Consider the following 25,300-nt stretch of genomic DNA (forward strand, 5'->3'; position numbering starts at 1 on the left):
GCTATGAAAAAGAAAGAAATTCAACAACTGAAAACGAAGCCCGTCGAAGAATTGAAAAAAATGCTGTCCGAACAGACGGAAAATTTGTGGACTTTAAAGCAGAGCCTATTGAACGGCAAAGTTAAAAATGTTAAAGAGATGCGTGACGTTAAGAAGGGAATTGCCCGACTTATGACGTTCGTCAAACAAAACAATGGAACAAAATAAAGCCAAAGCTGAAGTTAAGCACCGTAAACTCCAAGGAGTGGTGGTTTCGGATAAAATGCAGAAAACTGCAGTCGTGGCTGTGACGCATGAGCGAAAGCATTCTAAATATTTGAAATACTTTAAGGTCACTACCCGTCTTAAAGCCCACAATGAAAATAACGAATACAAGACAGGGGAGGTAGTAGTCATTGAAGAAACCCGCCCGCTCTCTAAAGAGAAGCGCTGGAAAATCATAGAAAGAATTGTTGAGAAAAAAGCATAAAATAACATGATCCAAGAACGAACAATCTTAAAAGTTGCCGACAATTCAGGAGCGAAAACCGTTCGTTGTTTTCGCGTTCTCGGAGGTAGTCGCCGCCGCTACGCCGAAGTAGGGGATGTCATCGTGGCTTCTGTACAGGTAGCCGAACCGAGGAAGCCGGTAAAGAAAAAGGATGTTGTGAGAGCGGTGGTAGTCCGTCAGCACAAAGCCTTGCGTCGCGCCGATGGATCCTATGTGCGCTTTGACGACAACGCGGTCGTTTTAATTGACGACAAACTTGAGCCAAAGGGCACCCGCATCTTCGGACCAATTGCCCGCGAGGTCAAAGAAAAAGGTTATGAAAGTATTGCTTCATTAGCAGAAGAATTAATTTAAATACTTAAATACCATGCTTAAGAAAAACGACACAGTAAAAATAATCGTAGGAAAAGATCGCGGTAAAACCGGCAAGGTTTTGCGCGTGGATGTAAAGAATGGAATGGTGCTGGTAGAAGGCTTAAACACCGTTAAAAAGCATGTCCGTCCGAAAAAACAGGGGGAAAAAGGCCAGACGATTTCCTTGCCGCAGCCTTTATATTTTTCAAAAGTTATGCTATTTTGCTCTAGTTGCGCCAAAGGCGTAAGAACCAGGGTTAGAATGACCGAAAATAAGACTTCCAGTGTCACCCTAAAAGAGAGGGTGTGCATAAAATGCCAGAACGTAATCTAGCTATATAGCGACCATGAAAATCACACCAATAAAACAAATCGAGAAGATAGTTGTGAATACCGGAATCGGGCGTCTTTCTTCACAGCCAAATTTCTCAGATAAAGTTCTGCCGGAGATCTCCGCTAATTTCGCCGCCATTACCGGCCAGAAACCCTCGGAACGTTCCGCAAAAAAGTCTATTTCCAGCTTCAAACTTCGCGAAGGAACAGTAGTTGGTTTAAAAGCTACCTTGAGAAAAAAGCGGATGGAATTATTTTTAGATAAAGTAATCCGTGTTGTCTTGCCCCGCGTTCGGGATTTCCAAGGAATTAGTATTAATAATATTGACGGGCATGGAAATTTGAACTTTGGAGTAAAAGATCAGCTCGTTTTTCCGGAAATCAACCCGGAAACTTCGAAATCTAATTTCGGTCTTGAAATCACGGTTGTTCCAAGAAAACACAAAACCAAGGATGAGGCGATCGCCTTTTATAAAGAAATCGGAATTCCATTTGAAAAAACAATCACTAAAAAATAATGGCTAAGAAATCAGTGGTAGCGCGGGCCCTAAAACCGCCGAAGTTTTCTACCCGGATTGTCCGCCGTTGTTTCCGTTGCGGCCGCCGCAGGGGATTTATGCGAACCTTTGGAGTTTGCAGGATCTGTTTCCGAGAATTAGCGGCTAAAGGAGAAATTCCGGGAGTTAAGAAGTCTTCCTGGTAAAAAATAAAGACATGTTAAACAATCTTTTAATTACAATTAAAAACGCCCAGAAAGCACGGAAGGAAGCCGTGAAATTACCGTACTCCAATTTTGACTTTGCAATCGCGGAAATTTTGGCGAAAAGAGGTTTTGTGGAAAGCGTCGCTAAAAAAGGCCGCATGCCGAAAAGAATAATTGAAGTAAAGATTAAATATGATGCTAACGGGCTAGGAGCAATCACCGGCATCAAAGTATTGAGCAAGCCATCCCGCCGCTTATATTCCGGCTACGCCGAGTTAAGAGCCGTTAAGCAGGGCTACGGTGTTTCTATTGTATCCACCTCAAAAGGAGTTATGACTTCCTCTGAAGCCAGAAAACAGAAAGTCGGCGGTCAATTACTATTTGAGATCTGGTAGAGTAATCACGAATAAAAAAATGTCTAAATTAGCTAAAAAACCAATAATCGTTCCGGCAGATGTAGAAGCCAAATTGGCCGACGGGTTTTTGCGATTTTCCGGAAAAGAAGGAAAATTATCAGTAAAAGTTCTTCCTTATGTATCTGCTGAATTGAAAGATGGTCAGATAACTTTGAAATTGGAAAATGCCATCAAGCAGGGCCGCGCCAACATCGGCACGCTGGCGGCTTTGATAAAAAATTCGATTGCCGGTGTCAGCGCCGGATTCGTTAAAATTTTAGAAATGGAAGGCATCGGCTTTAAGGCCAGCATGGAAGGAACAACCATAGTTCTGACCGTAGGATTCTCTCATCCTGTAAAATATATTCCGCCTGACGGAGTAAAGGTGGTGGTAGAGAAAAATGTAATCAAAGTTTCCGGAGCCGACCGAGCCTTAGTTGGCTTGGCTGCGTCAAAGATCCGCAAAGTGCACCCACCGGAACCTTATAAGGGTAAGGGTATCCACTATAAAGGAGAGGTGGTGCGACGCAAGGCCGGTAAAAAAGTTGCAGGCGCAGGAACGGCGGCCTAGGTAAGATTTCGAAATATCGATATATCGAAAATTCATTATGAACAAAGCACAACTAAAAAATTTAAACAGGGGATTGAGGCAGAAACGTAACCGAGCGCGTGTTTCCGGCGTCTCCGAAAAGCCGAGGCTTTCCGTATTCCGGAGCAATAAATACACCTACGCTCAACTCATCGATGATGTTAACGGCCGCACAATCGCCTCTGCCTCCACTCAAGAGCTAAAAAAGAAAGGCAAAAAAACCGAACTCGCCCAAGAATTAGGGGCTTTGATTGCCGAAAAAGCAAAAAAGGCGGGGGTTACGGAGGCAGTTTTCAATCGCTCGTTCTATAAATTCCACGGCCGCATTAAAGCAGTCGCCGAAGGAGCTAGACAAGGAGGCCTCAAAATTTAAATTTTTAAATATTTAAATAAAAAAATACACAACCAACATGGAACCAGTAAAACCAACAACTCAAGCAGTAGCGCCGGCAACCGGTAAACCAGGAGCCCCACATATGGGTGCCGCCACTCGCTTTGGCCAGCATCGTCCGGGTGGACGCCGCCCAGGGCGCCCGAAAGAGCAAAATCCATTCGGAATGAAAGATAAGATGTTGGATTTGCGTCGTGTTACCCGTGTAGTAGCCGGAGGTAAAAGATTCCGCTTCCGCGCCACAATTATTCTTGGTGATGAAAAAGGAAAAGTAGCTGTTGGTGTTGCTAAGGGATTAGACGTTCAATCCGCTATCTCTAAAGCTAAGCATGATGCCGCAAAGCATATCATTACCGTTCCGCTCAAAGGACGCACGATTCCTCATGAAGTTGCAGCAAAATTCAGCGCCGCTGATGTAATTATAAAACCAGCCAAAGAAGGTCACGGCTTGAGAGCGGGAGGCGCCGTACGCGTTGTGCTGTCATTGGCCGGAATCAAAGATGCTACCGCCAAATGCCTTGGCCGCACTCCGAATAAATTGACTAATGCCCTCGCTACAATTGAAGCTTTAAAGAAACTGAAAAAGAAATAAAATTATGCAATTACACGACTTAAAACCTAACCATCCGCTAAAAGCCAAAAAGCCGCGCGTCGGCAGAGGTGGTAAACGCGGAACTATGTCTGGAAAAGGGCAAAAAGGACAAAAGTCCCGCGCTGGCCATCGTATCCGTCCGGCAGAACGCGACTTCATTCAACGCTTGCACAAATTGCGCGGTATTAAGAATAAACCTCACGAAGAAGGAGCGGCAGTTCTTAACGTTGGAGTTTTAGCTAAAATGGCTAAAGATGGCGTTATCAGCGAAAAAGTTCTTGGGAAAAAGGTGAAGATTTTAGGAGAGGGAGAAATTAAAGTAGCGCTAACGATAATGGGCTTAGAAATTTCTAAGTCTGCGCAAGCAAAGATTGAGAAAGCCGGTGGCAAAGTAGTGGTAGGAGTAAGAATCGTACAGCCAGCGAAGGGGATGGGTAAGACGAGGTTGCCGGGCAGAAGGATAAAAGTAGCGGAGAAGACTAAATAAGATATATAATTAGTGATCAGTAGGCTGAATAATGAATAAACTACTTCAAATCTTTAAAATTCCGGACCTAAGAAAGAAAGTTTTTTACGTTCTCTTGGGATTGGTAGCTTTCCGCATCCTTGGCGCAATCCCGATTCCGGGAATTGATGCCGCAAAGCTTGCCCAATTCTTTAATTCGAACCAAATTTTTGGCTTCTTCAACTTGTTTTCTGGTGGTGGTCTAACCAATCTCTCCATCGTAATGTTGGGAGTCGGTCCATATATCACCGCCACAATCATCATGCAGTTGCTCACAATGATTTTCCCAAGCTTGAAAGTGATGTACTACGAAGAGGGAGCGGCCGGCCGAGCTAAGTTCAATCGCATCTCCCGCTATCTCACTATTCCTCTAGCGGCTCTACAGGCATATACATTCTTAAAGTTGCTTGGTAGCCAAGGGATTCTAGGCACCCTAACACCACTAGAAGCCCTTCAAAATGTCCTCATTATTACTGCCGGTAGTATGCTCTTGACTTGGATTGGTGAATTAATCGGCGAGCAAAAAATCGGAAACGGAATCTCTCTTATTATCTTCGCCGGTATCATTAGCGCTCTTCCGACAGTCATTAAAAATACCGTCATCTCCTTTGATCCGGCGAATCTTCCTACCTACATCGCCTTCGCGATTCTTTCCGTGATTATTATCGCCGGAGTCGTCTTCGTGAACCAAGGAGAACGCAAAGTACCGGTCTCATATTCCCGACGTATCCGAGGGAATAAAGTTTATGGAGGCTCATCCAGCTACTTACCGCTAAAAATTAACCAAGCGGGCGTAATCCCGATTATCTTTGCCATTTCAATAATGCTTTTCCCGCAATTCTTTGCCCAAATTATTTCTCTTTTCGCGCCGGAGCCTGCGGCGACATTGCAAAACTTAATTAATCAATTCTTAAATAACCAATATATCTACAGCGCGGTCTACTTCACTTTGGTTGTCGCCTTCACTTATTTCTACACTTCGATCACTTTTGACCCCAAAGAAATTGCAAAGAATCTCCAACAGAGCGGGGGATTCGTGCCGGGAATTCGCCCGGGCGAGCCAACCGGAGAATACATCGGCAATCTTACCAAGCGATTAACTTTGTTCGGAGCTTTATTCTTAGGCTTGATAGCAGTTTTGCCGAACCTGACCCAAATCCTTACGGGGGTGCAAACTTTAACTATCGGCGGCACCGGCCTATTGATCGTGGTTTCGGTAGTATTGGAAACTATAAAGCAATTGGATTCGGAACTAACCCTCCGAGAATACGAGGGGATTCAGTAAGGGCTCCGGGAATAGCCTCCGGCATGTTCCTCGAAACTATTCCCTGCGCTTTGTATAATATTGAAAAGCCCCGTTTTAAACGGGGCTTTGATTTTATTTATTCGATCCAGCCGCGGTCAATGTAGCGGCCGCGATCAAAGATTGCAGATTCCAAATGCACGCTTCGGACCGGGAGAACTTTCTTAGCAGCAGTGAGTTTCTCGGCAAAGATCATTTCTGCGATTCGCGGGCTCATCCCATCGCTGATTCTTTGGGTCAGATAATACTTCAGCAGGCCGTCTTCTCTCGGCAAAAGATTTCGGCTCCAAGCCATGTTCAGGTCATCCGACAACTTCATGAAGGTCTTCACCTGATCCGGCTGCAACCCGAAGATGAAGTGAGTCTCATGGTAGATGGTTTGCGGAAAAAGTGTTGCCATTTCTCCCAGCCGGCACTCCAGTTTTGTCCTCATAATCGTGAACCCGGCCTTGCGCACATCCTCTTCCAGTTTGGTAATGTAATCTTCCATCTTCACGAAGCCGCACTGCAGATTTACCGCGCACATCATCTGTATGGGATACTGGCCCTTAGACAACTCAACCAGCACCGGCTTGATTTCGTTAGCCTTGCAGAACTTGGTCCACTTCTCAATTTCGGTCGGCGGATCAACGGTGATATGAAGCTCAAAATCCATCCTAGCCTCCTCTTCTTCTTTCAATGAACTAGCATACTTTATATTAAACGCCGATCGTTGTAAAATGTTTCATATGGCAAAAGCAGTAGTAATTTATGGACCGCCCGGATCTGGAAAGGGGACACAGGCCAATCTTTTGGCATGGACAAAAAACTATATCCACTTTGATACCGGAAAAATTTTGGAGCAATCTTTGAACGACCCGGAAAATTTAAAAGATCCGGAAGTTAAAAAAGAAAAAGAAAATTTCGACAGCGGAATTTTGGTGACGCCGTCTTTCGTTTTAAAACTCACTGCGGAGAAAACAAAAGAAATAGGGGAGTCCGGTTTCAATATTGTTTTTAGCGGTTCACCTCGCACAATGTTTGAAGCCTTCGGCGATGATCAGAATGAGGGTCTGATTTCGGTTTTGGAAAAATCTTACGGGAAAGAGAATGTGAGTTTCTTGTTTTTGAAGATCGATCCGCAAGTGGCCATCAAGCGCAACGCCAACCGGAAAGTCTGCTCGCTTTGCGCTACGGCCATTCTATACAACGACTCTACCCACCATCACACCGAATGCCCGCTCTGCGGCGCTAAACTGCGCACCCGAGCCGTGGATAATTTAGAAGTACTCCAGACCCGCATTAAAGAATACGAAGAACGCACTAAGCCGATAGTTGATGAATTAAAGAAGCGCGGTTACAAAATTCTAGAAGTTGACGGAACCCCCGCTCCTTATATAGTCTTTGCGGAGGTCAAAAATAACCTGGGACTATAAAGATGATTCTTAAAACTAAAGAAGAAATTGAGAAGATCCGGCAGGCCGGAAAAATTTTGGCGCAGGTAGCAAAAACCATTCTCGCGCAGGTGGAAGTAGGCGTGAATCTTAAATCGCTAGACCGACTTGCCAAGGAGCTGATTACCAAAGCAGGGGGCAGTCCGGCGTTTTTGAATTACCGGCCATACGGCGCCGATAAACCATACGCCTTTTCTATCTGCACATCGCTAAATGAAGTCGTAGTGCACGGCACTCCGAAAGACTACAAGCTAAAGAACGGCGACATTTTAAAACTGGATTTCGGGGTGGACTATCAGGGCTACAAAGCTGACGCCGCTTGGACCATCGGAGTCGGACAAATCAGCGAGCGGGCGCAAAAATTGTTGAGAGTTACCGAAAAAGCCTTGTTTGATGGAATCAAAGCGGCAAACATCGATAAACATTTAGGTGATATCGGCCACGCAATCTCCGACACCGTTAAACAACATGGCTTTTCAGTAGTAGACGGGCTAACCGGTCACGGAGTTGGAAAAGAATTACATGAAGATCCTAGCGTCTTCAATGAAGGGAAGAAGGGGAGTGGCCCGGTATTAAAAGAAGGTCTAGTGATCGCTATCGAACCGATGGTCAGCATTGGCTCCCCTAGCATCATCCAAACAAAAGACGAGGCCTACGCGACCGCCGACGGCAGTCTTTCCGCCCACTTTGAGCACACGATTGCGCTGACGGAAAACGGCACAGAAATACTGACTCTGATATAATAAATAAGTCGTAAAAAAATAAAAACTTAAATGCCGGAAAAATCAAAATCTAAAAAAAGGACAGTCATAGCGGTCGTTTTGTTGGCCATGGTCGCAGTAGTGTTATTACTCGGTTATTACTTATGGCAAAATGGCGGATTGGACTGGAAGCTGCCCACCTTACCACTTTTATCAGAAGCGCCCTACCAAGCGGTATTTTTGACCAATGGGCAGGTATATTTCGGTCGGGCATCTAATTTAAACGCCAATTACGTCACCTTAAAGGATGTTTATTACCTCCAAGTCAGTCAGGTTTTACAGCCGGTCCAGGGCAAAAAGGCCCCGGAAACCCAGCAATCCATCAGTTTAGCTAAACTGGGCGTTACCGAACTTCATAAACCAAAAGACGAAATGAAGATTAATCGGGCGCACGTGATATTCATCGAGGATCTAGATGATGACTCACAGGTGGTCAAAGCGATAGAGGATTACAAAGCAACGTTGAAATAGAATAACGAATCAAGAATCATGAATTATGGAAAGGCGTCCACCCGGACGTTTTTTCATTCGTCAGGGGAGTGGCTTTCTGATTTATGAGGTACCTGTCGCAAAACCCTTCTTGTGCGACACTACCACTAATTCAAGCTGGGCGCTCCCCGACCTACTAATGCCGGTTTTTTCCTGTTATTATTTAGATGTTTTATGAAGCAAGAAAAAAGAAACAGAGTTCATTTCATCGGCATCGGCGGGATTGGTATGAGCGCTTTGGCGCGATATTTTTTATCCGAAAAATGGCAGGTCTCCGGCTCCGACCTCTCCCCTTCATCTATTACCGACGAATTAAGAAAGGAGGGGGTGAAATTTTTCTCTGGTCATAAGGCTGCGAATATTTCTACAAACATCCAACTCGTCGTCTATAACAATGCGATTCCCGTCAGTAATCAGGAGTTAAGCTACGCTAAAGAGCTTGGACTCGCCTGCCGCACCTATCCGGAGGTCGTGGGTGAATTAACTAGAACTTACAAAACCATTGCCATCGCCGGCTCACACGGGAAAAGCACTACCACCGCAATGACGGCGCTGATTCTTATTGAAGCCGGAATCGATCCGACAGTAATCGTAGGCACAAAATTGAAAGAGTTTGGTCCGCCATCCGCCCCTTCTGGCGGAGGCGGAAAAAATTTCCGTAAGGGAAAAGGCGGGTATCTGGTGCTCGAGGCCGATGAATGGAAGGCCGCCTTCCACCACTACTCCCCTTTTGTGGCGACTATCACCAATATCGATGCCGAGCATTTGGATTTTTATAAGACTTTCGCCAACGTAAAAAAATCTTTTGAGAAATTTAAATCACAGTGCCATAAAATCGTGGAGCGTCCGACCGACAAAAAAATTGCGGAAAAGATTCGCCGCGTCTTAAAAATACCCGGAGAGCACAATGTGCAAAACGCCTTGAATGCCTACGCGGTGGCTAGTTTTTTGGAAATCCCAGAAAAGATAATTTTGTCGGCTCTGGGTAAATACCAAGGCGCTTGGAGGCGAATGGAGTATCGCGGAAAACTCGGGAATGCCCTCGTTTATGATGACTATGGCCACCACCCCTCCGAGATTAAGGCTACCCTAGCCGGATTTAGGCAGAAATGGCCTAAAAATGCCCTAATTTGCGTCTTTCAGCCCCATCAGGCCAAGAGACTAGTTGCGCTCTATGATAGCTTTAAAACGGCGTTTAAGGACGCTAGTCGGGTGGTTATTCTACCTACCTATCAGGTAGCGGGCCGGGAAGCGGAAAAAACCAACAACCGACGACTAACAACTAACGACAAAACGGCGGAGGGGCTGGCTAAGGACATCGGGGCCACTTACGTTCCCCATCCCGAAATAGACCTGAAAAAAGTCTTACTTTCCCTAGTCGCCCGGTCGTCAGTCGTAGGTCGTCAGTCGCCCCCCGTTATCGTAATGATGGGCGCCGGAACTATTAACGAACTAACCCCCAAGCTACTAACTACTAACTACTAACTACTATTTTGTATGGATTATTTTACAAACGTTGAACAATTCAAAGAGCAGTGCGGTTACACGATTGATGGAATTTGGTATCCGCGGGTCACAAAGATTGTTGGTATAAAAAATAAACCTGCCCTACTTTTCTATTACGCCGAAGCTCCTAGCTATGCCGCCGCGCTGGCGCAGACGAAGATCTCGGCCGAGGAAGGCACTTTAATCCACCAGACAATGGAAAAAATATTCGTGGGAGAATCTCCGGAAATTCCGGAAAGTATCGCTCCGGCCATTAAGGCCGCCAAAGAATTAATTGCCCAAAAAGGAATCCAGATAGATGCGGCGAACATTGAGCGGAGAATATTCGACCATGAGCATCGATACGCCGGCACAATCGACGGCCTCGCTCTTATCGGCGGAAAATTTGGCGTGCTGGATATTAAAACCTCGCAGGCGATTTATCGGGATTACAATCTGCAAACTTCAGCGTATATGTTCGCCCTCTGCAAAGACCCAATCCTTTCGGGATTAAATACCCGCTGGATCTTCCGTATCGATCAGCAAAAACAATGCTACCGATGCGGCGCTTCAATGCGCCCGAAGGGAGGACGGGAAAAAATCCGTGGCGCTAAAAAAGGAATTTGCCCGAATGACGACAGCCATGAATGGTCCCCTCTTACCGGTATTGCCGAGCTACAAGAATTTCCGCTCTGGCGCGGGGATTTTGATGCGTTCTTGGGCGCGAAAAAATTGTGGGAGTGGGAGAATGAAGTATGGCTTCAGAAGACGGGATATTTAAAGTGATATAAAAAAAGCCCCGCCACCCGCCAACATCTGCGAAGTTGTGGCGGGGCGGGGCAGAACTTCACTTCCAGCAGTGGATCCGGAACAGCCGGATGCGGGCATCGGACACCTCGCTGACCATCGGATCAAGAATCTGGCGTCCGATTACGACATCCTCCCCCTTGGTCTTCGCTTCCGTCAGATCCACGGCCTTGATTGTTTCGGCCGTGGAAACAATGTTTCCCGTGGGGTTGAGAAACTCGTAACTCACCAGGTACTCGTTGTGGGGCATAGCGCTCTCCTTGTTTGAGATGCGAACTAAAAAGAACTTAACGGCACAGGGGAAGTTTAGCATAAATATCGTGTCTTGTCAAGCCCGAAAACTTTGACAGCCCGAGCTTAGCCCCTCGAATTAACCATCAAAAAGGTTTATAATCTGGAAAGCGCAACTTGATCGGGGTCCGAAAATGCTCAAGAAAAAAACCTTCTACAAAAACGGTCCGAATGCCGTCAAAGAGCTGGAAGAGGCGGTGGAAGATTGGCTGGATGAAATGGACGACAAAATTGAGATTGAAGATATTCAGGAATTTGAAGACGAAAATGCGCAGGGAAAGATTACCATCACGGTAATTTCTTATAGAGATTTACCGGCCGACGGATAAAACTGCCCCACTAGGGCAGTTTTTAATAGCTAGGCAGGCCTCCCTGATTTTTCAAATATCTTCAAGAATCTTCCGTAAGCGGCTTTTATATCGGGATTAACCGCAGGATGTTTTGAAAAGCTTTCCGCCTGTTCTTTTAACTTTCCAATCAATCTCATCGAAGACTCGACGAGCTCATCAGATTCCACTCCTCCGGCCAAGTCGCGCATCATACCCTCTAACTCGTCGCCGTCAAAAGAAATTATAAAATACGGAAGCTTTTGATTAGCTTTTTTTACCGCTTTATATCCGGGAGCCTCTTTTGTTTCCTCCAACGCATAGCCATATTTTACTTCCGCACCGTTTAATACTTTCTGAATTATTTCTTTTTGATCCTTTAGTTTAGCGGCCTGATTAGTGGTGGCATCAATAGCGGCCAATGGTTCGCGGGTAATCGTATCAAAAATTAAATTATCTACCTTATTACCGCACATATCATCATATTCAGAAGAGCGGACGGCAATGAATCTTCCGCCAAACCAATGACTGTTTACCCCGGAAGTCTTTGTAACTTCCAACGCCTCCCCTACCGCCTTTTCAGCTTTCTTCTCCGGACTCGCGGCTGATTCTTTTTCAAATTTTGCCTTCAATTTTTTGGTTAGCGTCAGGTCGTCTTTTATCTCTTTTATCGGCACAGGGCCCAAAAACGCCTCCATTTTGACTCGGCAGTTTTCGTCCACATCAAAACCGAACTTATTCAACTTCTCCGCCTGCATTTTTAACTCCGGAGCCAATTGCTCTAATTTCTCCTGAAAAAACTCTCCCCTGTCTAATTTCTCGGTTTTAGATTCCGGCCGGCCGAATTTCATAGTAATCAAATTATAACAGAACTGCTGGTTCAGCCGCTTATTGACATTTATCTAGTTTTTTGCTATATTACCTGAAGTTGCACATCGACATCCCTCTTCCCCTTAAGGAGTCAGGCCATGAATAACGGACCTACGGTTTTCACGTCGGAACTTCTCTGGAGGTTGGCAGATATCGGAAAGCATCTCCGCGACTGCACGGAAGACATCGTGAAATTCTCCAACATTTTCGGCGATCAGTTGGTTGCCGCAGGAGAATCCGAAATCCAGCCGAAAAATTTCGTCCTAAATTGGATCATCGCCCGCCGTAATTTCGCCGGACGCACTTCCCCGGAGCGCGCCGGTGACATAGAGCAGAAAATGCCTATGTTTGCCGAAGATCTCTGTGGTAAAGAATTTGCGGCCGAAGTCCAGTTAATTCGTTCGCAAATCTATCCACCTTTCTCTATTGAAAGAGAGCGCCAGAGGCTTTCTGCTTCTGCCGCCTGCTACCCATTCCTTCCCGAAAAACCAGTAATGGTGACGGAGGCCGAACAAGGTATTCCCCAGAATGACGACGGATCGCGGCAGACCGACTGGGCGGGCTTCACGAAGCTCGGCGAACGCCAGCCGGAAACGCCTACGGACGAGGAGGAATTCAAACCGGCAAGCCAATTACCACCCAATTATCGATTCAAGGAGCAACTCACCGACGAACATTCTTTTGACGGAATCGAATAACCCACAACCCAACCCGCGCACGGTGCGCGGGTTTTTTGTCTTGAATTTTTGTCCTTACTACTTACTACTCGCTACTTACTACTTTCTACCCCCTAAGCCTCTTCAAAATATCCAACTCCACCATCTGCCGATTGCGGCCGTAAACTTCCCGGGATAGATTCTTTGCTTTATCAATCATATTCAAATTGCCTTTTGCCGGAGGGAAAATATGGATATTGAAAGGCCTGGCGGTCTGCCCTTTAATTAAAAGCTTCGCGAAGGCGTTGAAGTTATCGATATTCAACAAGTCATTTTTCGTAAAGACCGGCTCGAATTGCTTCACCAGAAATTCCGCATCTTCGGCGCCAACACGGAAGACAATCTGCGAACCGACGTTACCAAAAACCGCGTCGCGGATTTTTTCGGTCAACTGGCCGATAAACTGATGCGCGATTACCAAATTCAAACGATATTTCCGGGCTTCCGACAAAATCGTGGCGATAGAATCAGTGGTAAAGTTTTGGAACTCATCAATATACAAAGTAAAATCTTTCCTCTCTTCCTGCGCTGTGTCTACTCTAGAAAGCGCGGCAAGCAGAAGCTTTCCAACCACGACCATACCCAATAATCCGGCGTTAATATCCCCTATCTTACCTTTGGATAAATTCACCAACAAAATCTTCCCTTCATCCATAATCTTCCGGAAATTCAACGAAGAATTTGGCTGACCGATAATCGGACGTATATAATCATTCGAAGTGAAATTATTAAACTTAGAGGTGATGTAGGGCGTCATATTCGCCAGCGAAGCCTCTCCTCCCGCCTTGATGGCTTCCTTTTCCCAAAAATCAATCACCGTCGGGTTAGTCGCTTTTTGTAAAAGACGCTTCCGATAATCCACGTCGGTAAAAACCCGCGGCACTTCCATAATAGTGGCGTGCTCATTCGGGTCATCCATAAGCAGTAGCAAGGCGTTCCGCATATACTGCTCAAACATCGGACCCATTGTTTCCGGATTGAAGAGTTTATTAAAAATACTCTGCATCTCATTGACGATAAAAGTCTTTTCTTCGGGCCGATTCGCATCGTATTCAAGCATATTCAAACCCAAAGGATGCTGGAGATCCCCCGGATCAAAAATCACCACATCTTTAAGGCGTTCTTCCGGAATTAAACCGAGCATATGCTCAATTAAATCTCCGTGCGGATCCACCACTGCTATCCCCTTTCCCGCCTGAATATCCCCTGTGGCCATATTAAACATCGCCGTGGATTTACCGGTACCGGTCTGACCGATAACGTAAACGTGGCGGCGACGGTCTTCATCGGTAATAAACACTGGCCTTGATTCTCCACGGAATACACTTTCTCCTATCAACATTCCTCTATCCGGCAAAACAGACGGCGGTGGCGCGGACTCTTTCGACTTTACCCATTTCAATCTTGGAATTTCCGTCAGAGAAGTCGGGAGGTGCCAGATGCTCGCAATCTCGTCGGCATTCAAAATCATACTTTGGCTTTCATCGAATTCACGAAAAACAAATTTAAAAACCAAATCTTTCGGGTTACGCAGTTCGGATACTTTAAATTCGTTTCTCAAAGGAGCGGCAAATTGACTAAACGAGCCGGTTAGGGCGTAGAGCAATTCCTCCGCGCGATAGGCAGACGGGGCCGAAGAGACCAGCCGCACATTCACTTCAAATAACGGCTTAGAAACCTTCTGATTCAGAAGCTTCACCGCTTCTTCGTCTATCACCACAGGTTCCGGTTTATCTTCGGGTTTGGGCGGAGCTTTAGGAAGAATTCTACTAAGCAATTTAGTGTGGAAAAGATCACCCAACTTCTCTCCCTTCTTCAAACGACCGATATAACTGGAAATACTTTTCCTTGCGGATTCGGGTGCCGGACGCACTAAAACTTGGAGCGCTATGCCTTCACCCGCCAACTCTACTTTGGAAAAATTACTCAACATCGGCAAAAAGGTATCAATGTTCGCCTCGGCAAAAGTCCGCACCGGAGTGGCGTAATGTTGTTTTAATTTTAGAAAAGCCGCTTTTACTGCTCCCTGCGAATTAAAGATTGTGTAATCGTCGCATTTAGTCACCTGCGCGTCGGGCCAAAGCCCTTGAACCTGTTTCGCGGCGAACTCCATTGATTCCTCCGGCACAGCGACATAGAAATGAATATCCTCGCCTACGTTATGTACCGCCACCTCCAAGGAAAACGGTATCTTCAAGCCGGACAGGAGGCCGAAAAGCTGGCTGGAAGAATTAATCTCCTGCAGCATATCTTTCTTCTCCCGCTCGTCCATTTTTTGCGCCAAGCGTACGGATAAAAGCCGCAAGCGCAAAGTCTTTAGAAATTGCCTACGTCGATTTTTTAGAAAACTCAAAACCGCCAAAACCATTGCCACAATTAGCAATGGAATGCCAAAAGAAACTGCTAACGCAATGTATCGGTCCATCTCAGTGATGCCTGAATGCCCTCCTTTCCCAATTGAAGGCAGCGACCTTGTGGTGATTTATAGGCGCGCTTGCGAGCGATATAAACATATCGCGAGTATGCGTAACACCTAAATCAGCCAAGTGTCGCGCCTCCCGAAGGGTAAGGAAATTTTTATCAACTCCTTCGTTGCTCGGGCTGGAAGTAGAGTCTACATCTGCGCTCTCGCGCCTTGGAGATTGAGTAAAAATTTCTCTTATCAATTGGGAAAAAGGGTATTCAGGCATCACCTTCAGTTTAGCAAACCACGCTTCTTGAGCTCTGGGTACAACTTATCAATTAGCGCATCATGAAAGGCATCTAAGACCAACGGACCCGAAATAGCCGCTTCTTTAGCGGCATGTTGAATGCCTTTATGCCAAGCAAGGTCGAGTAATTTCTCCACTTTTAGCTTCACGTCTGCCGGCTCCGATTGCATATACTCGGGAAGGGGGCTATTGGCAGATGGCGCTGGAGTCGCAGGCTGAGGCGCTGTTGGCTGGCCGGCCGCTCCCGATGAAGAAGACATTTTTTCTTTCAGGACTGATTGCAAAGCCTGTCTCCCCTGCTCGGAAAGCCCGCGTTCTTTTATCTCGCTGGTGAGTTCTTTGATATCCTGCTCGATTATTGAATGCTCTGTTGGTTCTGCAAATTTTTCTGCCATACGCAAATTATAAGTTTTCTAAAAATTTTAAGCAAAAGAAAATCCCCATAGCATCTTTGATACTATGGGGATTTTACGGCGCCTACGCTGGCGTGTTTCATTCGGCCTCCTTTTTGGAAAAAAAGCACCAACCGACCCAGCAACCGGCGACTCCGCCGATTACCGCTCCGATCACGATCCCCACCCACGGCATCGGGTAGCTGTAGGCCAGCGGCTTTGCCGCGGCCATCAGCGCTCCGCTCGCCGCGCCGAGCACCGTCAACATCACCTTCAGTTTGCGTCTCACACGAGTCTCTCCCTAGATAAAACTCTGTTTTGTCGGGCGACCAATCCACAATGGATTGGTTTAGCCTTTCCTAATTACTGTTTGCAAGTATAGCGGAAAATTTCCCCCTTGTCAAGGGCTCATCGGCATTTCTTTCAGGAACCCGGTCCGGCTAGAAAAAATAGATTCGCTCCGGTTGATTTTTGGGATAAATTGAACAGCTCCCGTTCCTCCCTTCGGGATTTTCCGGCCATTCAATTTTTTAACCAAAAATCTGTCCTGCGCTCATTATTTTGGGCTAGCCTCCCCTTGTGGTTCCTTACAAAGAAATGCCGATTCGCTTTGTTCTATAAACGACGCCCTAATCGCTAGTGCCTGCCGCAGTTTTTATTTGCGCCGCATTACATAAAAATGCACCGAAGCTCCTTGCTGATTGCCACTCTTGTGAACAATTCTTTCCAGTATCTCAAAGTAGCTTCCATACAACACCTCCACTTGCTGTGGCGATACGGCAATTTTTTTGATCCACTCCTCCACCCCCGGCATTGGATCATCTTCGCTTTCTTTGCCGAACGTTTCAAAAAAGTAGTACCCGCCACTAGCTTGAACCTCCGCCAACTGCTCGATAAAAGAACTTTTCTCGTCGCCAATTAAAAATTGCGAACTTAAAAGGTCTAAAACAACGTCATATCTACGGGCCGCAATTTCTTTAATTTTTGCGAGGGCTGAAAAGTCTCCAACGAAAAACTCACTTTTTGCTCCCGCCGACTTAGCTTTTTCTCTTGCTTCAGTAATTGCAACTTCGGAAATATCTATGCCAACTGTTTCAAATCCATTTTTAGCGAAAAAAATTGATTTATCACCCACGCCACAACCGATATCCAACAATAATCCGCCTGATAATTTATATTTTTTTATCAGTTCTAGAAAAAAATCCGCTCTTTCGCCGCCCCAAACCGCAACCCCCTTTTTCTGCTTGTAGAAATCATTCCATATCATAACCTTGGTAACGTCCACTTTCGAAACGGCAACCAACATGCAACTTCCTTTCAAAGTTTCTAGCAAGATTATAGCCACGATAAGGAAAAATGACAATGGCTCGGTCTAATTACTTACAAGAACTCGATCCTCCAAAGCGCAGGGAATAGTTTCGAGGAACATGCCGGAGGCGATTTTGCTTGGTTCGTTTGTTAATACAAACGAAAAATCGCCGAGGGAGAGGCAAATTTGCTCGCTGGAAGCAAATTATGCCGTTTCCGAGGGGCTATTCCCGGAGCCCCTATCCGTGACGGAATTCGGTAACGTCCCCATCCTGAAACACATATTCTTTTCCTTCTAAGCGGAGCCAGCCTTTTTGCTTGGCAGAGCTCCAAGAACCGGCTTCTAATAGTTTTTGCCAGTTGATGACTTCAGCTCGGATGAATTTCTTTTCAAAATCGGTGTGAATAGCGCCGGCGGCTTGCGGAGCTTTGCTTCCCTGTCGGATCGTCCAGGCGCGAGATTCATCTGGTCCGGTAGTGAAGAAGCTCATTAGGCCGAGGATTTCATAAGCTTTTTTCACCAGCTCTGGAATTTCAGCGGCAGAAGAAAGATCAGACACCACATATCCCGCTCCCCTTTCGGCAATCTTTCCCTTCAAATCTTCAGACACATCCTCCGGTTTGCCGTTCAATAAATAAACCTGCTTTTTCGCGGTGAGCAAATTTAGAGCGGAAACTTTTTCATTCTCCAAAGCCTCGGCAAATTCCGGAGTAGCCAAATTTTTCCCGGACTCCAATGCTTCTTTAACTTTTTTAATTGCTTCAAAATCTTTGATTGCCTGCTTTTGCGCGGGCCCGCCGGTTTTCGTGTCGCCTTCCGCTTTTTTATAAACTTTTTCTATTGAATCCAAATCTTTCAACCCCAGCTCGGCGTTGATAATCTCCATATCCCGAATTGGGTCAACCGAATTTTCCACGTGAATAATTTCACTACTCTGAAAAACACGAAGCACCATCAAGACCGCGTTGGTTTCGCGGATGTGGGTCAAAAATTTATTTCCCAAACCCTCTCCAGCACTCGCGCCCTTCACCAAACCGGCAATGTCGTAGAACTCCACTATGGCAGGAATGGTTTTCGCTGACTTACTCATTTCTGTAAGCTTGCTCAAACGCTCATCAGGAACGGTAACCACGCCTACATTCGGATCAATTGTGCAAAAGGGATAGTTGGCAATATTTACGTCATTTTTCGTGAGTATTTTAAAGAGCGTGGACTTCCCCACGTTCGGCATCCCCACGATTCCGATAGATAATTTCATTCGCTTGATTATAGCCGATTTCAGTGGCAAAATAAAGCACGTTCGTTGAAAACTACAAAGAACAGGAGGCGGGATGAAACGAATCGTTCTGACTGGCGGACCTTGCGGTGGAAAAACCACAGGGAAAGAATATGTACGGGAAAAGCTGTTGAATTATGGCCGCTCCCCTATCTTCGTTCCGGAGGTGGCAACACTAATCATTGGGTGCGGATTGAATCCTGGAGAACTGTCTCCGGAACAATATTTCGAATTCCAAAAACTTATCTTCAGCACCCAAATGAAATTTGAGGATGATATTTTCCTCAAAGCAGTAGAGATTAAAGCATCAAAAAAACCGATGATTATAATGGATCGGGGATTGATGGATGCCAAGGCTTATATGACTCCGGAAATGTTTGAGGCAGTGCTGAAAGATCACGGAATGGACGAAGTAGAGGCGCGGGATAAGCGTTATGATGGCGTATTTCATTTGTCTACTGTAGCTGATGGCAAGCCAGAACTTTATAGTCAGGCAAATAATCCCTCCCGATTGGAAAAAACCCCGGAAGAAGCGGTATCTGCCGATCACAAGACGCGCAATGCCTGGCTTGGCCATCCGCATTTGCGAGTCATCGACAATTCCACAGACTTTGATCAGAAGATGAATCGTCTGTTGAACGAAATTCGGAGGTTGCTGGGAGATCCGGTTGCAATCGAAACCGAACGCAGTTTCGTGGTTCACGGAGGATTTCAGCTTCAGAAAATTCCTATTCCGTTCAAAAAAATCCACATCGAACAAGTTTATCTGAAGGGGAAAGCGGGAGAAGAAAGCCGGATACGCAGACGCAGTCAGGAAGATGCCGGTTCCGTCTACTACGAAACCAGGAAACTGCCGGCCATTTCCGCCGCTTCTCGGCCGGAAAATGAATGGCAAATCTCCGCGAGGGAATACGCCAGCAAGCTTAGCTTGGCGAGTCCGGACCACGACATTGTCCGGAAAAATCGCTTCTGCTTCTTGTACAAAAATCAGTACTTTGAACTTGATAGGATTTTGGAACCGAAGCGACTATTTGGACTCGTGCGCTTGGAAATTGAACTCACCGAAGAGAACGATAAGGTGGAAATTCCCGACTGGCTCGGGAAAGTCGAGGAAGTAACCGGCAATCCGAAGTGGAGCAACTACGAACTGTCCCGAAGGCCGAAGTAAAAAAACAACCCCCTCATTGAGGGGGTTTTTGTTGCCAAAGCTATTTTTTTCTGGTAAAATAACTCCGGTTACTTTTACAAGAAAAGAGGAGGCTAGAATGAACCGCGCAGTAATCGTGGACGGAGTACGAACTCCTTTTATGAAGGCGGGCTCGCTGACGAGTCTGCGGGCAACTACTCTGGGATGCGACGTAATCGAACATTTGCATCTGAATCTTCATGGGTTCCGGCTCGAGGACATTGATTTGGTAATTGGCGCCAACGTCGGCAACCAAGTTCTCCCCCCCGACGGTTCTAATCTGACCCGCCTGATTGCCTTAAAAGCAGGGATTCCAATAAAAGTTCCGGCTTTTACGGTAAATATCAATTGCGCTAGCGGCCTTCATGCCATTTTGACAGCGGTGAAAGAGGTGGAGCTGGGTCTGGCGAATTGCGTATTGGTGGTAGCGGTAGAAGTAATGTCGGATTACACCGCCGCCTACAGCCGTAAACAGCGGCAGAAATTCGCTAATCTCCTGACAGCATCGAGAAGTAAATCGCTTTTGAAAAAGCTTTCATCCACCGCTTCAGCGCTTGTGAAAGTAAAGATTATGAAGCATGACCCGCAGTGGATGATTAAACTCGGTTTGACCGATCCGTCCTGTAATTTGAGTATGGATAAGGTTTCCGACAAGATTGCCGAGAAATACAAAATTTCCCGAGAAGAGCTGGATCTCTATGCTCTGGAGTCTCACCGAAGAGCAAATAATGCATCAGATCGTTTGCGCGGAGAAATGTGTTCATTCACCCTGAATGGAAAAAAAGAGCTGCCGTGGTTCTATGATGACGGCGTTCGGCCAAATCAGACTTTGGCGGCACTCGCGAAATTGAAACCGCTGAATGAAGGCGGGGTCACGACCGCAGGAAATTCCTCCCAGATCACTGACGGCGCCGTGGCATTCCTAATCGCCAACAAAGAATGGGCAGCAGCAAGAAAGCTTCCTGTGCTAGCCGCGATGAGTTCTAAAAATTCTGCGGCCTGCGGCTGTGAACCCTCGATGATGGGTCTCGGGCCGGTCGGCGCTATCTCTAAGTTGAGGGCGCAGGGTTGGACCAAGATGAGTGATTTCTCTGTTGTGGAGACCAATGAAGCTTTCGCTTCTGTGGTGCTCGCTCAGTCGAAGATGCTCAAAGAGATTGGAATGGGTCCGCTTGATTGGGATCGCACCAACGTAAATGGCGGCGCGATCGCTATCGGCCATCCGATCTCCGCAAGTGGTGCCAGACTGGTGTTGACCTGCGCGAAAGAACTTCAGCGACGCAATCAGCAATATGGCCTCGTGACACTTTGTGTCGGTGGCGGCCAGGGTGTCGCGGCAGTGATTGAAAACAATGAGTAGCCCCATCCCCGTGTTCAACGCGTTGAACACGGGGATTTTTTATATAACACTTATGTCCTGGTCAGGATATAAGTGTTATATTTTCATTCTTGATTTTTCGTTGAGTTCCTGTTATTTTAAGTTCGGTTCGTTCACAAACGAAAGGGAGAAAATAATGAGTAAGTTCTGGAAATGTTCGACCGACGAAGAAGGAAATATGGTTGCCGAGCTTGATCTCGGACCGGATGAAAAGCAAAACCTTTTGCGGGCGGAAGTTCTGAAGGAATTGAACGTCATTTTGTCTACGAACAACCCGAAGTGTCTGATTATCACGACTGCCAAGCCGCACAGTTTCTGCGCGGGCGCGGATGTCGGAGAAATCAACGCTTTGGCGAACGGGAAACAGGAACATCTGGTAGCAGCTCTCGAGAGTATGCATGCGCTTCTGCTGAAGATTCGCAATTCCTCTTATCCAATCGTGGCCGCGACTTCCGGAGAATGTCTGGGGGGCGGAACCGAACTAGTACTCGCCTGCCACAAGCGCATTGCCGCAAGACACCCTAAGACGCGCTTCGGCTTGCCTGAAGTGATGCTGGGAGTGATTCCCGGTTTCGGTGGAACACAGCTGTTGCCAAAGTTGGTCGGAGTCCGGAAAGCAATGGAAGTGATTGTTGGCCAGAGGAAGCTCTCGGCTGATGATGCTCTCAAATGCGGATTAGTGGACAAAGTTGTGATTCCGGAACTGCTAATCGTGGAGGCAAAAAAAATTGCGTTTGAAGAAACGGAACGTAAGAAACTTTCGTGGGTAGACAGAATCGGCGCCGTTCGTGATTTCGTGATGAGAATGGCAAAAAAGCAGACTCTGAAAGCCACGAAAGGTGTCTACCCTGCTCCGATGAAAGCCATCGAAGCAATCGATTTCAGCGACGCCAATCTGGAAGACGGTTTGGCCCGTGAAGGCCAACTCTTCCTCGAATGCGCCGCGACGATGGAGTCCGCCAGCTTGCGGGATATTTTTCTGAAACAGCGCGAGGCAAAATCCAAAGATTGGATTGGTGTCAATCCGCCATCCGCCCATTCTGGCGGAGGCGGAACTCCTCCGGAAAAAGTACTTATGCTCGGTGCCGGCGTAATGGGACGCGCAATCGCTTACGCCGTTCTGGCGGGAGGCGTGAGGGTGAACCTGCACGATATGAGTTCAAAAGCGATTCACGAAGCGGTATTGTTCATCGAAGGACAGCTCGCTAAAGAAGTCAAAAAGAGCAAGCTCTCGCTTGAGAAAGCGCAGGGCATGCGCGATCGGCTGATTGTCAGCTACGGCGATGAGCCGACGATCGATGGCGTGGATTTCGTGATTGAGGCGATCGTGGAAGATCTGACCATCAAGCCGCGGGTTCTAGCCGAGCTGGAAAAGAAACTTCCGGAGAATGCGGTCATCGCCACCAACACTTCTTCGCTCCTGCCGAGCGATATTGCCGCTCCCCTGACTCGCAAAGACAAGTTCTGCGCGATGCACTTCTTCAACCCGGCCCACAAAATGGACCTGGTAGAGATCGTTGGCACGGCGGAAACTTCCAAAGAAACTCTGGCAAAAACGCTGGCGCTCATCAAAGCGATGGGTAAGACCCCGATCCTTTTGGATAAGGAATGCGCCGGCTTGCTGGTGAATCGAGTACTGGTGCGTGGAATGGCTAAGGCGCTTGATTGTCTATTGTCGGGAGAAGATCCTTGGGAAATAGACATGGCGCTCGAAGGGGCCGGAATGGTTATGGGTCCGTTCAAAACCATCGACCTCGTCGGCTTCGACATTGCCTACCACGTGATGAAGATGATGGGCCACTACTATCCGGAGATTTACGGGAAAACAGAAGTCGGCAATCTGGAGCTGCACAAGTTTAAGGACATACTCGGTCAGAAAACCGGTAAAGGTTTCTATGTCTGGGAGAACAACAAAGCCGTAAAGCCCAACAAGGAAATTTTGAAGAAGTTCGGCTGGGAGTTGTTCCCACATGACAAAGAAATCGGAGCATTGGACTGCTGTCATTTGATCCGCAAAGAAATGAACGAAGAAGCGATGGCGCTCGTTAGCGAACGCATCTGCTCCGATCCGAATATGATTGACCTCTCGCTGGTACTGGGTGCCGGACTCTTCCCGAACCGGCGCGGACTGCTGAAAAATCCGATCATCTAATAACCTCAAGCCCCCTTTTCAAAGGGGGTTTTTTGTTTTAAAATAGCTTCGGTTCCTTAATAAGGAGAAAGACATGGACGTTGCCAAGTCTTTGGGAGCGGGAGTGGCGATTGCAGAAGCAAGTCGCGACAAAGAAAAGCTGGCCAGTCTGATGCCGGATATTTTCCGGGGAAAGTTGGATGTCAGTTATTTCGAAGATCTTCCGAAAGACACTTTGTGCGATTTGAAGTTCCAGGCGAACTATCGAAAACTCGAGGAATTTTTGAAAACGGAAGTCGATCCGAATGAGATCGAGAAAACCAATGAAGTTCCGAAAGGGGTCTTGGATTGGCTTTGTGAAAATGGCTACTTCGCTCTGAAGTTGCCGGAAAAGTATGGCGGTATGAATCTGTTGCAGTCCCAGTATATGGCGCTGCTTCAGCTGACTGCCACGCGTTGCGGAGCGCTCGTTGCTTTGCTTTCTGCCTCCAACACCATCGGTGTCGGTTGGCCGATCATGGCTTTCGGCTCTCCGGAACAGCAGGATACCTGGCTTCCATTGGTTGCTAAGTCCCCTTCCGGATTCGCCTTCACTGAAGAAAAGGCCGGTTCCGATCCTTCCAGTATGGAAACCCATGCTGTGCGGGTTCGCGAAAACGGTAAGGTGGCCGGTTACCAGATTAGCGGTCGCAAGTGGTGGACCACTAACGGCCCGGCCAGCGACAATTCCTATCTTTCCAAGGTGATCATTGTGATCGCCAAGATCGTGGATTATCCGGATCAGCTTTCCGATTTGGAATACAAAAAGAATCCCGTTTTCGGAGCTTTTATTGTTCCGACTGGTTCTCCGGGAGTAAAGGTTGTTCAGAGATGTGAGTTCCTCGGTTTGAGGGGCATCTACAACGGCATCACGGACTTCGAAAAAGTCTACATTCCGCTCGAACAGCTGATCGGGAAGAAGACCGATTCCAGCGGAAAAACCGAATACTATCAGGAAGGTTCCGGTTTCCGGATCGCTTTGCAGGCGCTCAACAGCGGCCGAATCACGGTCTCCGGTTGTTGCTCTGCAACTGCCAAGATCGCTCTGCAAGTCGAGCGTTGGTGGGGTCTTACCCGCCATCAGTGGGGAAAGCAGATCGGCCAGCATGAACTTGTTGGCACCGGAAAGCTTGCCGAAGGCGTCGCGAAAGCTTTTACGATGGAAGCGATGACCTGGTTTGCCGCCGGTCGCGCTGATAAGCATCTGGATTGCCGGATGGAGGCCGCGACTGCCAAAGTCTTCAATTCCGAACAACTCTGGCAGATCGTTGATGATCTGGCGCAGATCCGTGGTGGACGAGCCTACGAAACTCCGGAATCTCTGAAGAAGCGAGGCGAAGCGCCGATCCCAGTTGAAAGAATGATCCGCGATGCTCGGCCGAATCGAATCTTCGAAGGCGAATCCTCGATCCTTGGACTGTTCGTAGTTCGTGAAGGAGTTGAGGAATACAAGGCGCAGGGTGAAATCTTCTTTGAAAAAGGCCGGTACGGAAAGAAAATGAAGGCCGCTGTTGGCTTCGCGAAAGAACTCGCTAAGCTTTCTATCCCGAACTTTAAAATGCGTTCACAAATCAAAAAGTTCTCGAAGGATTGGCCTCAGCTTGCGAAGCACCTACTTCACGCAGATAAGTGCGCGCGGAAGCTGGCAAAAGCGATCATTATCATTTCCGGTAAGTACCAGGCCAAGCTGATGCATAAGCAGCTGACCCTTACCCGGTTCTTCAATATCGCCACCGAGATCTACGCGATGGCCGCTGTTTGCGGATACGTGATCAAGGAGTGGCCGGTCCACGCAAAGGCTGATCTGGCTGACTTCTATTGCCAGGGAGCCCGCCGTAGGATCGAAAAAGAATTCGCCGCCTTGTCGGACAACAGTGATGCGCTCGGTCGCAAAATTGCCAATCTCACTCTAATGAATGGCTACGAAGATTTCCTTACGGACGGCACCATTCCGATGGTTGAGATGCTGGATCTGAAAGATCCCCAGCCTCCGAACCTCATGCCGCTGCCGCACTCACGCCGTGTTGATCGTAAAGCCTAAAAGC

Annotated in this window: 31 protein-coding genes; 23 read left to right on the forward strand and 8 right to left on the reverse strand. The window is 47.2% G+C overall.

Annotation, left to right across the window (positions count from 1 at the left end):
* Nucleotides 1-3 precede the first annotated feature (3 nt).
* From rpmC to secY, 12 genes are read left to right on the forward strand one after another with little or no spacing between them, the layout of a single operon-like run.
* On the forward strand, nucleotides 4-207 hold the full coding sequence (gene rpmC, locus Q7S83_00955) for a 50S ribosomal protein L29 (GenBank protein ID MDO8466689.1): 204 nt from the start codon (nucleotides 4-6) through the stop codon (nucleotides 205-207).
* Nucleotides 194-469, forward strand: a complete 276-nt coding sequence (gene rpsQ / locus Q7S83_00960; protein MDO8466690.1) for a 30S ribosomal protein S17 — start codon at nucleotides 194-196, stop codon at nucleotides 467-469. The genes rpmC and rpsQ overlap by 14 nt, the downstream gene beginning before the upstream one ends.
* Before the next feature lie 6 nt (nucleotides 470-475).
* Nucleotides 476-844: a 50S ribosomal protein L14 gene (gene rplN, locus Q7S83_00965; GenBank protein ID MDO8466691.1), complete on the forward strand. Its 369-nt coding sequence runs from the start codon at nucleotides 476-478 to the stop codon at nucleotides 842-844.
* 13 nt (nucleotides 845-857) lie between these two features.
* Nucleotides 858-1,178, forward strand: a complete 321-nt coding sequence (rplX, locus tag Q7S83_00970; protein ID MDO8466692.1) for a 50S ribosomal protein L24 — start codon at nucleotides 858-860, stop codon at nucleotides 1,176-1,178.
* A 13-nt stretch (nucleotides 1,179-1,191) separates the two neighbouring features.
* Nucleotides 1,192-1,695: a 50S ribosomal protein L5 gene (gene rplE / locus Q7S83_00975; GenBank protein MDO8466693.1), complete on the forward strand. Its 504-nt coding sequence runs from the start codon at nucleotides 1,192-1,194 to the stop codon at nucleotides 1,693-1,695.
* The gene (locus Q7S83_00980) at nucleotides 1,695-1,880 is read left to right on the forward strand and encodes a type Z 30S ribosomal protein S14 (protein MDO8466694.1); all 186 of its coding nucleotides are present in this window, start codon (nucleotides 1,695-1,697) and stop codon (nucleotides 1,878-1,880) included. Before rplE ends, Q7S83_00980 begins: the two co-directional genes overlap by 1 nt.
* Before the next feature lie 11 nt (nucleotides 1,881-1,891).
* Nucleotides 1,892-2,275: a 30S ribosomal protein S8 gene (rpsH, locus tag Q7S83_00985; protein ID MDO8466695.1), complete on the forward strand. Its 384-nt coding sequence runs from the start codon at nucleotides 1,892-1,894 to the stop codon at nucleotides 2,273-2,275.
* Nucleotides 2,276-2,294: 19 nt separating this feature from the next.
* Nucleotides 2,295-2,846 carry a 50S ribosomal protein L6 gene (gene rplF, locus Q7S83_00990; protein ID MDO8466696.1) on the forward strand — a complete coding sequence of 184 codons (552 nt, stop codon included), beginning with the start codon at nucleotides 2,295-2,297 and terminating at the stop codon, nucleotides 2,844-2,846.
* 37 nt (nucleotides 2,847-2,883) lie between these two features.
* Nucleotides 2,884-3,237: a 50S ribosomal protein L18 gene (gene rplR / locus Q7S83_00995; protein ID MDO8466697.1), complete on the forward strand. Its 354-nt coding sequence runs from the start codon at nucleotides 2,884-2,886 to the stop codon at nucleotides 3,235-3,237.
* Nucleotides 3,238-3,274: 37 nt separating this feature from the next.
* On the forward strand, nucleotides 3,275-3,847 hold the full coding sequence (locus Q7S83_01000) for a 30S ribosomal protein S5 (protein ID MDO8466698.1): 573 nt from the start codon (nucleotides 3,275-3,277) through the stop codon (nucleotides 3,845-3,847).
* A gap of 4 nt (nucleotides 3,848-3,851) precedes the next feature.
* Nucleotides 3,852-4,334, forward strand: coding sequence for an uL15 family ribosomal protein (locus Q7S83_01005; GenBank protein MDO8466699.1), 483 nt, complete (start codon nucleotides 3,852-3,854; stop codon nucleotides 4,332-4,334).
* Nucleotides 4,335-4,365: 31 nt separating this feature from the next.
* Nucleotides 4,366-5,637 (forward strand): preprotein translocase subunit SecY, encoded by a 1,272-nt coding sequence (secY, locus tag Q7S83_01010; GenBank protein ID MDO8466700.1) that lies wholly within the window; start codon nucleotides 4,366-4,368, stop codon nucleotides 5,635-5,637.
* A gap of 97 nt (nucleotides 5,638-5,734) precedes the next feature.
* Here the strand turns inward: secY and Q7S83_01015 are convergent, their stop codons facing one another.
* The gene (locus Q7S83_01015; GenBank protein MDO8466701.1) at nucleotides 5,735-6,334 is read right to left on the reverse strand and encodes a hypothetical protein; all 600 of its coding nucleotides are present in this window, start codon (nucleotides 6,332-6,334) and stop codon (nucleotides 5,735-5,737) included.
* Between the two features lie 49 nt (nucleotides 6,335-6,383).
* Between Q7S83_01015 and Q7S83_01020 the strand changes: the two genes are divergently transcribed.
* The 5 genes from Q7S83_01020 to Q7S83_01040 all read left to right on the forward strand — a co-directional run bounded on the left by Q7S83_01020 (nucleotide 6,384) and on the right by Q7S83_01040 (nucleotide 10,609).
* Nucleotides 6,384-7,070 (forward strand): nucleoside monophosphate kinase, encoded by a 687-nt coding sequence (locus Q7S83_01020; protein MDO8466702.1) that lies wholly within the window; start codon nucleotides 6,384-6,386, stop codon nucleotides 7,068-7,070.
* 2 nt (nucleotides 7,071-7,072) lie between these two features.
* Nucleotides 7,073-7,831 carry a type I methionyl aminopeptidase gene (map, locus tag Q7S83_01025; protein MDO8466703.1) on the forward strand — a complete coding sequence of 253 codons (759 nt, stop codon included), beginning with the start codon at nucleotides 7,073-7,075 and terminating at the stop codon, nucleotides 7,829-7,831.
* A 30-nt stretch (nucleotides 7,832-7,861) separates the two neighbouring features.
* Nucleotides 7,862-8,320 carry a hypothetical protein gene (locus Q7S83_01030; protein MDO8466704.1) on the forward strand — a complete coding sequence of 153 codons (459 nt, stop codon included), beginning with the start codon at nucleotides 7,862-7,864 and terminating at the stop codon, nucleotides 8,318-8,320.
* Nucleotides 8,321-8,512: 192 nt separating this feature from the next.
* Entirely contained in the window at nucleotides 8,513-9,823 is a 1,311-nt protein-coding gene (locus tag Q7S83_01035) for a Mur ligase domain-containing protein (GenBank protein MDO8466705.1), read from the forward strand.
* A gap of 12 nt (nucleotides 9,824-9,835) precedes the next feature.
* Complete coding sequence (locus Q7S83_01040) at nucleotides 9,836-10,609, forward strand: hypothetical protein (GenBank protein MDO8466706.1); 774 nt, start codon at nucleotides 9,836-9,838, stop codon at nucleotides 10,607-10,609.
* A 61-nt stretch (nucleotides 10,610-10,670) separates the two neighbouring features.
* Here Q7S83_01040 and Q7S83_01045 read toward each other — a convergent pair whose 3' ends face one another.
* Entirely contained in the window at nucleotides 10,671-10,943 is a 273-nt protein-coding gene (locus tag Q7S83_01045; GenBank protein ID MDO8466707.1) for a hypothetical protein, read from the reverse strand.
* 112 nt (nucleotides 10,944-11,055) lie between these two features.
* On the opposite strand from Q7S83_01045, the gene Q7S83_01050 reads away from it, so the two are divergent.
* Nucleotides 11,056-11,250 (forward strand): hypothetical protein, encoded by a 195-nt coding sequence (locus Q7S83_01050; GenBank protein ID MDO8466708.1) that lies wholly within the window; start codon nucleotides 11,056-11,058, stop codon nucleotides 11,248-11,250.
* Between the two features lie 29 nt (nucleotides 11,251-11,279).
* Here Q7S83_01050 and Q7S83_01055 read toward each other — a convergent pair whose 3' ends face one another.
* Nucleotides 11,280-12,098: a hypothetical protein gene (locus tag Q7S83_01055; protein ID MDO8466709.1), complete on the reverse strand. Its 819-nt coding sequence runs from the start codon at nucleotides 12,096-12,098 to the stop codon at nucleotides 11,280-11,282.
* 117 nt (nucleotides 12,099-12,215) lie between these two features.
* Here Q7S83_01055 and Q7S83_01060 point away from each other — a divergent pair, with 117 nt between their 5' ends.
* The gene (locus Q7S83_01060; protein MDO8466710.1) at nucleotides 12,216-12,815 is read left to right on the forward strand and encodes a hypothetical protein; all 600 of its coding nucleotides are present in this window, start codon (nucleotides 12,216-12,218) and stop codon (nucleotides 12,813-12,815) included.
* An 85-nt stretch (nucleotides 12,816-12,900) separates the two neighbouring features.
* Here the strand turns inward: Q7S83_01060 and Q7S83_01065 are convergent, their stop codons facing one another.
* From Q7S83_01065 to Q7S83_01085, 5 genes are all read right to left on the reverse strand, one after another.
* Nucleotides 12,901-15,258 carry a type IV secretion system DNA-binding domain-containing protein gene (locus tag Q7S83_01065; GenBank protein ID MDO8466711.1) on the reverse strand — a complete coding sequence of 786 codons (2,358 nt, stop codon included), beginning with the start codon at nucleotides 15,256-15,258 and terminating at the stop codon, nucleotides 12,901-12,903.
* Nucleotides 15,259-15,528: 270 nt separating this feature from the next.
* Entirely contained in the window at nucleotides 15,529-15,939 is a 411-nt protein-coding gene (locus tag Q7S83_01070) for a hypothetical protein (protein MDO8466712.1), read from the reverse strand.
* A 97-nt stretch (nucleotides 15,940-16,036) separates the two neighbouring features.
* Nucleotides 16,037-16,225, reverse strand: a complete 189-nt coding sequence (locus tag Q7S83_01075) for a hypothetical protein (GenBank protein ID MDO8466713.1) — start codon at nucleotides 16,223-16,225, stop codon at nucleotides 16,037-16,039.
* 366 nt (nucleotides 16,226-16,591) lie between these two features.
* Nucleotides 16,592-17,242 (reverse strand): class I SAM-dependent methyltransferase, encoded by a 651-nt coding sequence (locus tag Q7S83_01080; protein ID MDO8466714.1) that lies wholly within the window; start codon nucleotides 17,240-17,242, stop codon nucleotides 16,592-16,594.
* A 241-nt stretch (nucleotides 17,243-17,483) separates the two neighbouring features.
* The gene (locus tag Q7S83_01085; GenBank protein MDO8466715.1) at nucleotides 17,484-18,503 is read right to left on the reverse strand and encodes a redox-regulated ATPase YchF; all 1,020 of its coding nucleotides are present in this window, start codon (nucleotides 18,501-18,503) and stop codon (nucleotides 17,484-17,486) included.
* A 73-nt stretch (nucleotides 18,504-18,576) separates the two neighbouring features.
* On the opposite strand from Q7S83_01085, the gene Q7S83_01090 reads away from it, so the two are divergent.
* From Q7S83_01090 to Q7S83_01105, 4 genes are all read left to right on the forward strand, one after another.
* Nucleotides 18,577-19,689 carry an AAA family ATPase gene (locus Q7S83_01090; protein MDO8466716.1) on the forward strand — a complete coding sequence of 371 codons (1,113 nt, stop codon included), beginning with the start codon at nucleotides 18,577-18,579 and terminating at the stop codon, nucleotides 19,687-19,689.
* Nucleotides 19,690-19,786: 97 nt separating this feature from the next.
* Nucleotides 19,787-21,067 carry a thiolase family protein gene (locus tag Q7S83_01095; protein MDO8466717.1) on the forward strand — a complete coding sequence of 427 codons (1,281 nt, stop codon included), beginning with the start codon at nucleotides 19,787-19,789 and terminating at the stop codon, nucleotides 21,065-21,067.
* Between the two features lie 154 nt (nucleotides 21,068-21,221).
* Nucleotides 21,222-23,237, forward strand: a complete 2,016-nt coding sequence (locus tag Q7S83_01100) for a 3-hydroxyacyl-CoA dehydrogenase NAD-binding domain-containing protein (GenBank protein MDO8466718.1) — start codon at nucleotides 21,222-21,224, stop codon at nucleotides 23,235-23,237.
* 73 nt (nucleotides 23,238-23,310) lie between these two features.
* Nucleotides 23,311-25,296 carry an acyl-CoA dehydrogenase family protein gene (locus Q7S83_01105; protein ID MDO8466719.1) on the forward strand — a complete coding sequence of 662 codons (1,986 nt, stop codon included), beginning with the start codon at nucleotides 23,311-23,313 and terminating at the stop codon, nucleotides 25,294-25,296.
* Nucleotides 25,297-25,300 lie beyond the last annotated feature (4 nt).

Source organism: bacterium, from assembly GCA_030646995.1.
Lineage (GTDB): Bacteria > Patescibacteriota > Minisyncoccia > UBA6257 > WO2-44-18 > JAUSKF01.

Excerpts from the sequence above, each read along its gene's own strand:
- Q7S83_01030 (MDO8466704.1), top strand. The coding sequence starts at position 7,862 with ATGCCGGAAAAATCAAAATCTAAAAAAAGGACAGTCATAGCGGTCGTT.
- Q7S83_01000 (MDO8466698.1), top strand. The coding sequence starts at position 3,275 with ATGGAACCAGTAAAACCAACAACTCAAGCAGTAGCGCCGGCAACCGGT.
- rpsQ (MDO8466690.1), top strand. The coding sequence starts at position 194 with ATGGAACAAAATAAAGCCAAAGCTGAAGTTAAGCACCGTAAACTCCAA.
- Q7S83_01100 (MDO8466718.1), top strand. The coding sequence starts at position 21,222 with ATGAGTAAGTTCTGGAAATGTTCGACCGACGAAGAAGGAAATATGGTT.
- Q7S83_01080 (MDO8466714.1), bottom strand. The coding sequence starts at position 17,242 with ATGTTGGTTGCCGTTTCGAAAGTGGACGTTACCAAGGTTATGATATGG.
- Q7S83_01050 (MDO8466708.1), top strand. The coding sequence starts at position 11,056 with ATGCTCAAGAAAAAAACCTTCTACAAAAACGGTCCGAATGCCGTCAAA.
- rpsH (MDO8466695.1), top strand. The coding sequence starts at position 1,892 with ATGTTAAACAATCTTTTAATTACAATTAAAAACGCCCAGAAAGCACGG.
- rplR (MDO8466697.1), top strand. The coding sequence starts at position 2,884 with ATGAACAAAGCACAACTAAAAAATTTAAACAGGGGATTGAGGCAGAAA.
- Q7S83_01005 (MDO8466699.1), top strand. The coding sequence starts at position 3,852 with ATGCAATTACACGACTTAAAACCTAACCATCCGCTAAAAGCCAAAAAG.
- rplX (MDO8466692.1), top strand. The coding sequence starts at position 858 with ATGCTTAAGAAAAACGACACAGTAAAAATAATCGTAGGAAAAGATCGC.
- rplE (MDO8466693.1), top strand. The coding sequence starts at position 1,192 with ATGAAAATCACACCAATAAAACAAATCGAGAAGATAGTTGTGAATACC.
- Q7S83_01040 (MDO8466706.1), top strand. The coding sequence starts at position 9,836 with ATGGATTATTTTACAAACGTTGAACAATTCAAAGAGCAGTGCGGTTAC.
- Q7S83_01020 (MDO8466702.1), top strand. The coding sequence starts at position 6,384 with ATGGCAAAAGCAGTAGTAATTTATGGACCGCCCGGATCTGGAAAGGGG.
- Q7S83_01070 (MDO8466712.1), bottom strand. The coding sequence starts at position 15,939 with ATGGCAGAAAAATTTGCAGAACCAACAGAGCATTCAATAATCGAGCAG.
- map (MDO8466703.1), top strand. The coding sequence starts at position 7,073 with ATGATTCTTAAAACTAAAGAAGAAATTGAGAAGATCCGGCAGGCCGGA.
- Q7S83_01035 (MDO8466705.1), top strand. The coding sequence starts at position 8,513 with ATGAAGCAAGAAAAAAGAAACAGAGTTCATTTCATCGGCATCGGCGGG.
- Q7S83_01095 (MDO8466717.1), top strand. The coding sequence starts at position 19,787 with ATGAACCGCGCAGTAATCGTGGACGGAGTACGAACTCCTTTTATGAAG.
- rplN (MDO8466691.1), top strand. The coding sequence starts at position 476 with ATGATCCAAGAACGAACAATCTTAAAAGTTGCCGACAATTCAGGAGCG.
- Q7S83_01065 (MDO8466711.1), bottom strand. The coding sequence starts at position 15,258 with ATGGACCGATACATTGCGTTAGCAGTTTCTTTTGGCATTCCATTGCTA.
- Q7S83_00980 (MDO8466694.1), top strand. The coding sequence starts at position 1,695 with ATGGCTAAGAAATCAGTGGTAGCGCGGGCCCTAAAACCGCCGAAGTTT.
- Q7S83_01055 (MDO8466709.1), bottom strand. The coding sequence starts at position 12,098 with ATGAAATTCGGCCGGCCGGAATCTAAAACCGAGAAATTAGACAGGGGA.
- Q7S83_01060 (MDO8466710.1), top strand. The coding sequence starts at position 12,216 with ATGAATAACGGACCTACGGTTTTCACGTCGGAACTTCTCTGGAGGTTG.
- rplF (MDO8466696.1), top strand. The coding sequence starts at position 2,295 with ATGTCTAAATTAGCTAAAAAACCAATAATCGTTCCGGCAGATGTAGAA.
- Q7S83_01105 (MDO8466719.1), top strand. The coding sequence starts at position 23,311 with ATGGACGTTGCCAAGTCTTTGGGAGCGGGAGTGGCGATTGCAGAAGCA.
- secY (MDO8466700.1), top strand. The coding sequence starts at position 4,366 with ATGAATAAACTACTTCAAATCTTTAAAATTCCGGACCTAAGAAAGAAA.
- Q7S83_01085 (MDO8466715.1), bottom strand. The coding sequence starts at position 18,503 with ATGAAATTATCTATCGGAATCGTGGGGATGCCGAACGTGGGGAAGTCC.
- rpmC (MDO8466689.1), top strand. The coding sequence starts at position 4 with ATGAAAAAGAAAGAAATTCAACAACTGAAAACGAAGCCCGTCGAAGAA.
- Q7S83_01045 (MDO8466707.1), bottom strand. The coding sequence starts at position 10,943 with ATGCTAAACTTCCCCTGTGCCGTTAAGTTCTTTTTAGTTCGCATCTCA.
- Q7S83_01090 (MDO8466716.1), top strand. The coding sequence starts at position 18,577 with ATGAAACGAATCGTTCTGACTGGCGGACCTTGCGGTGGAAAAACCACA.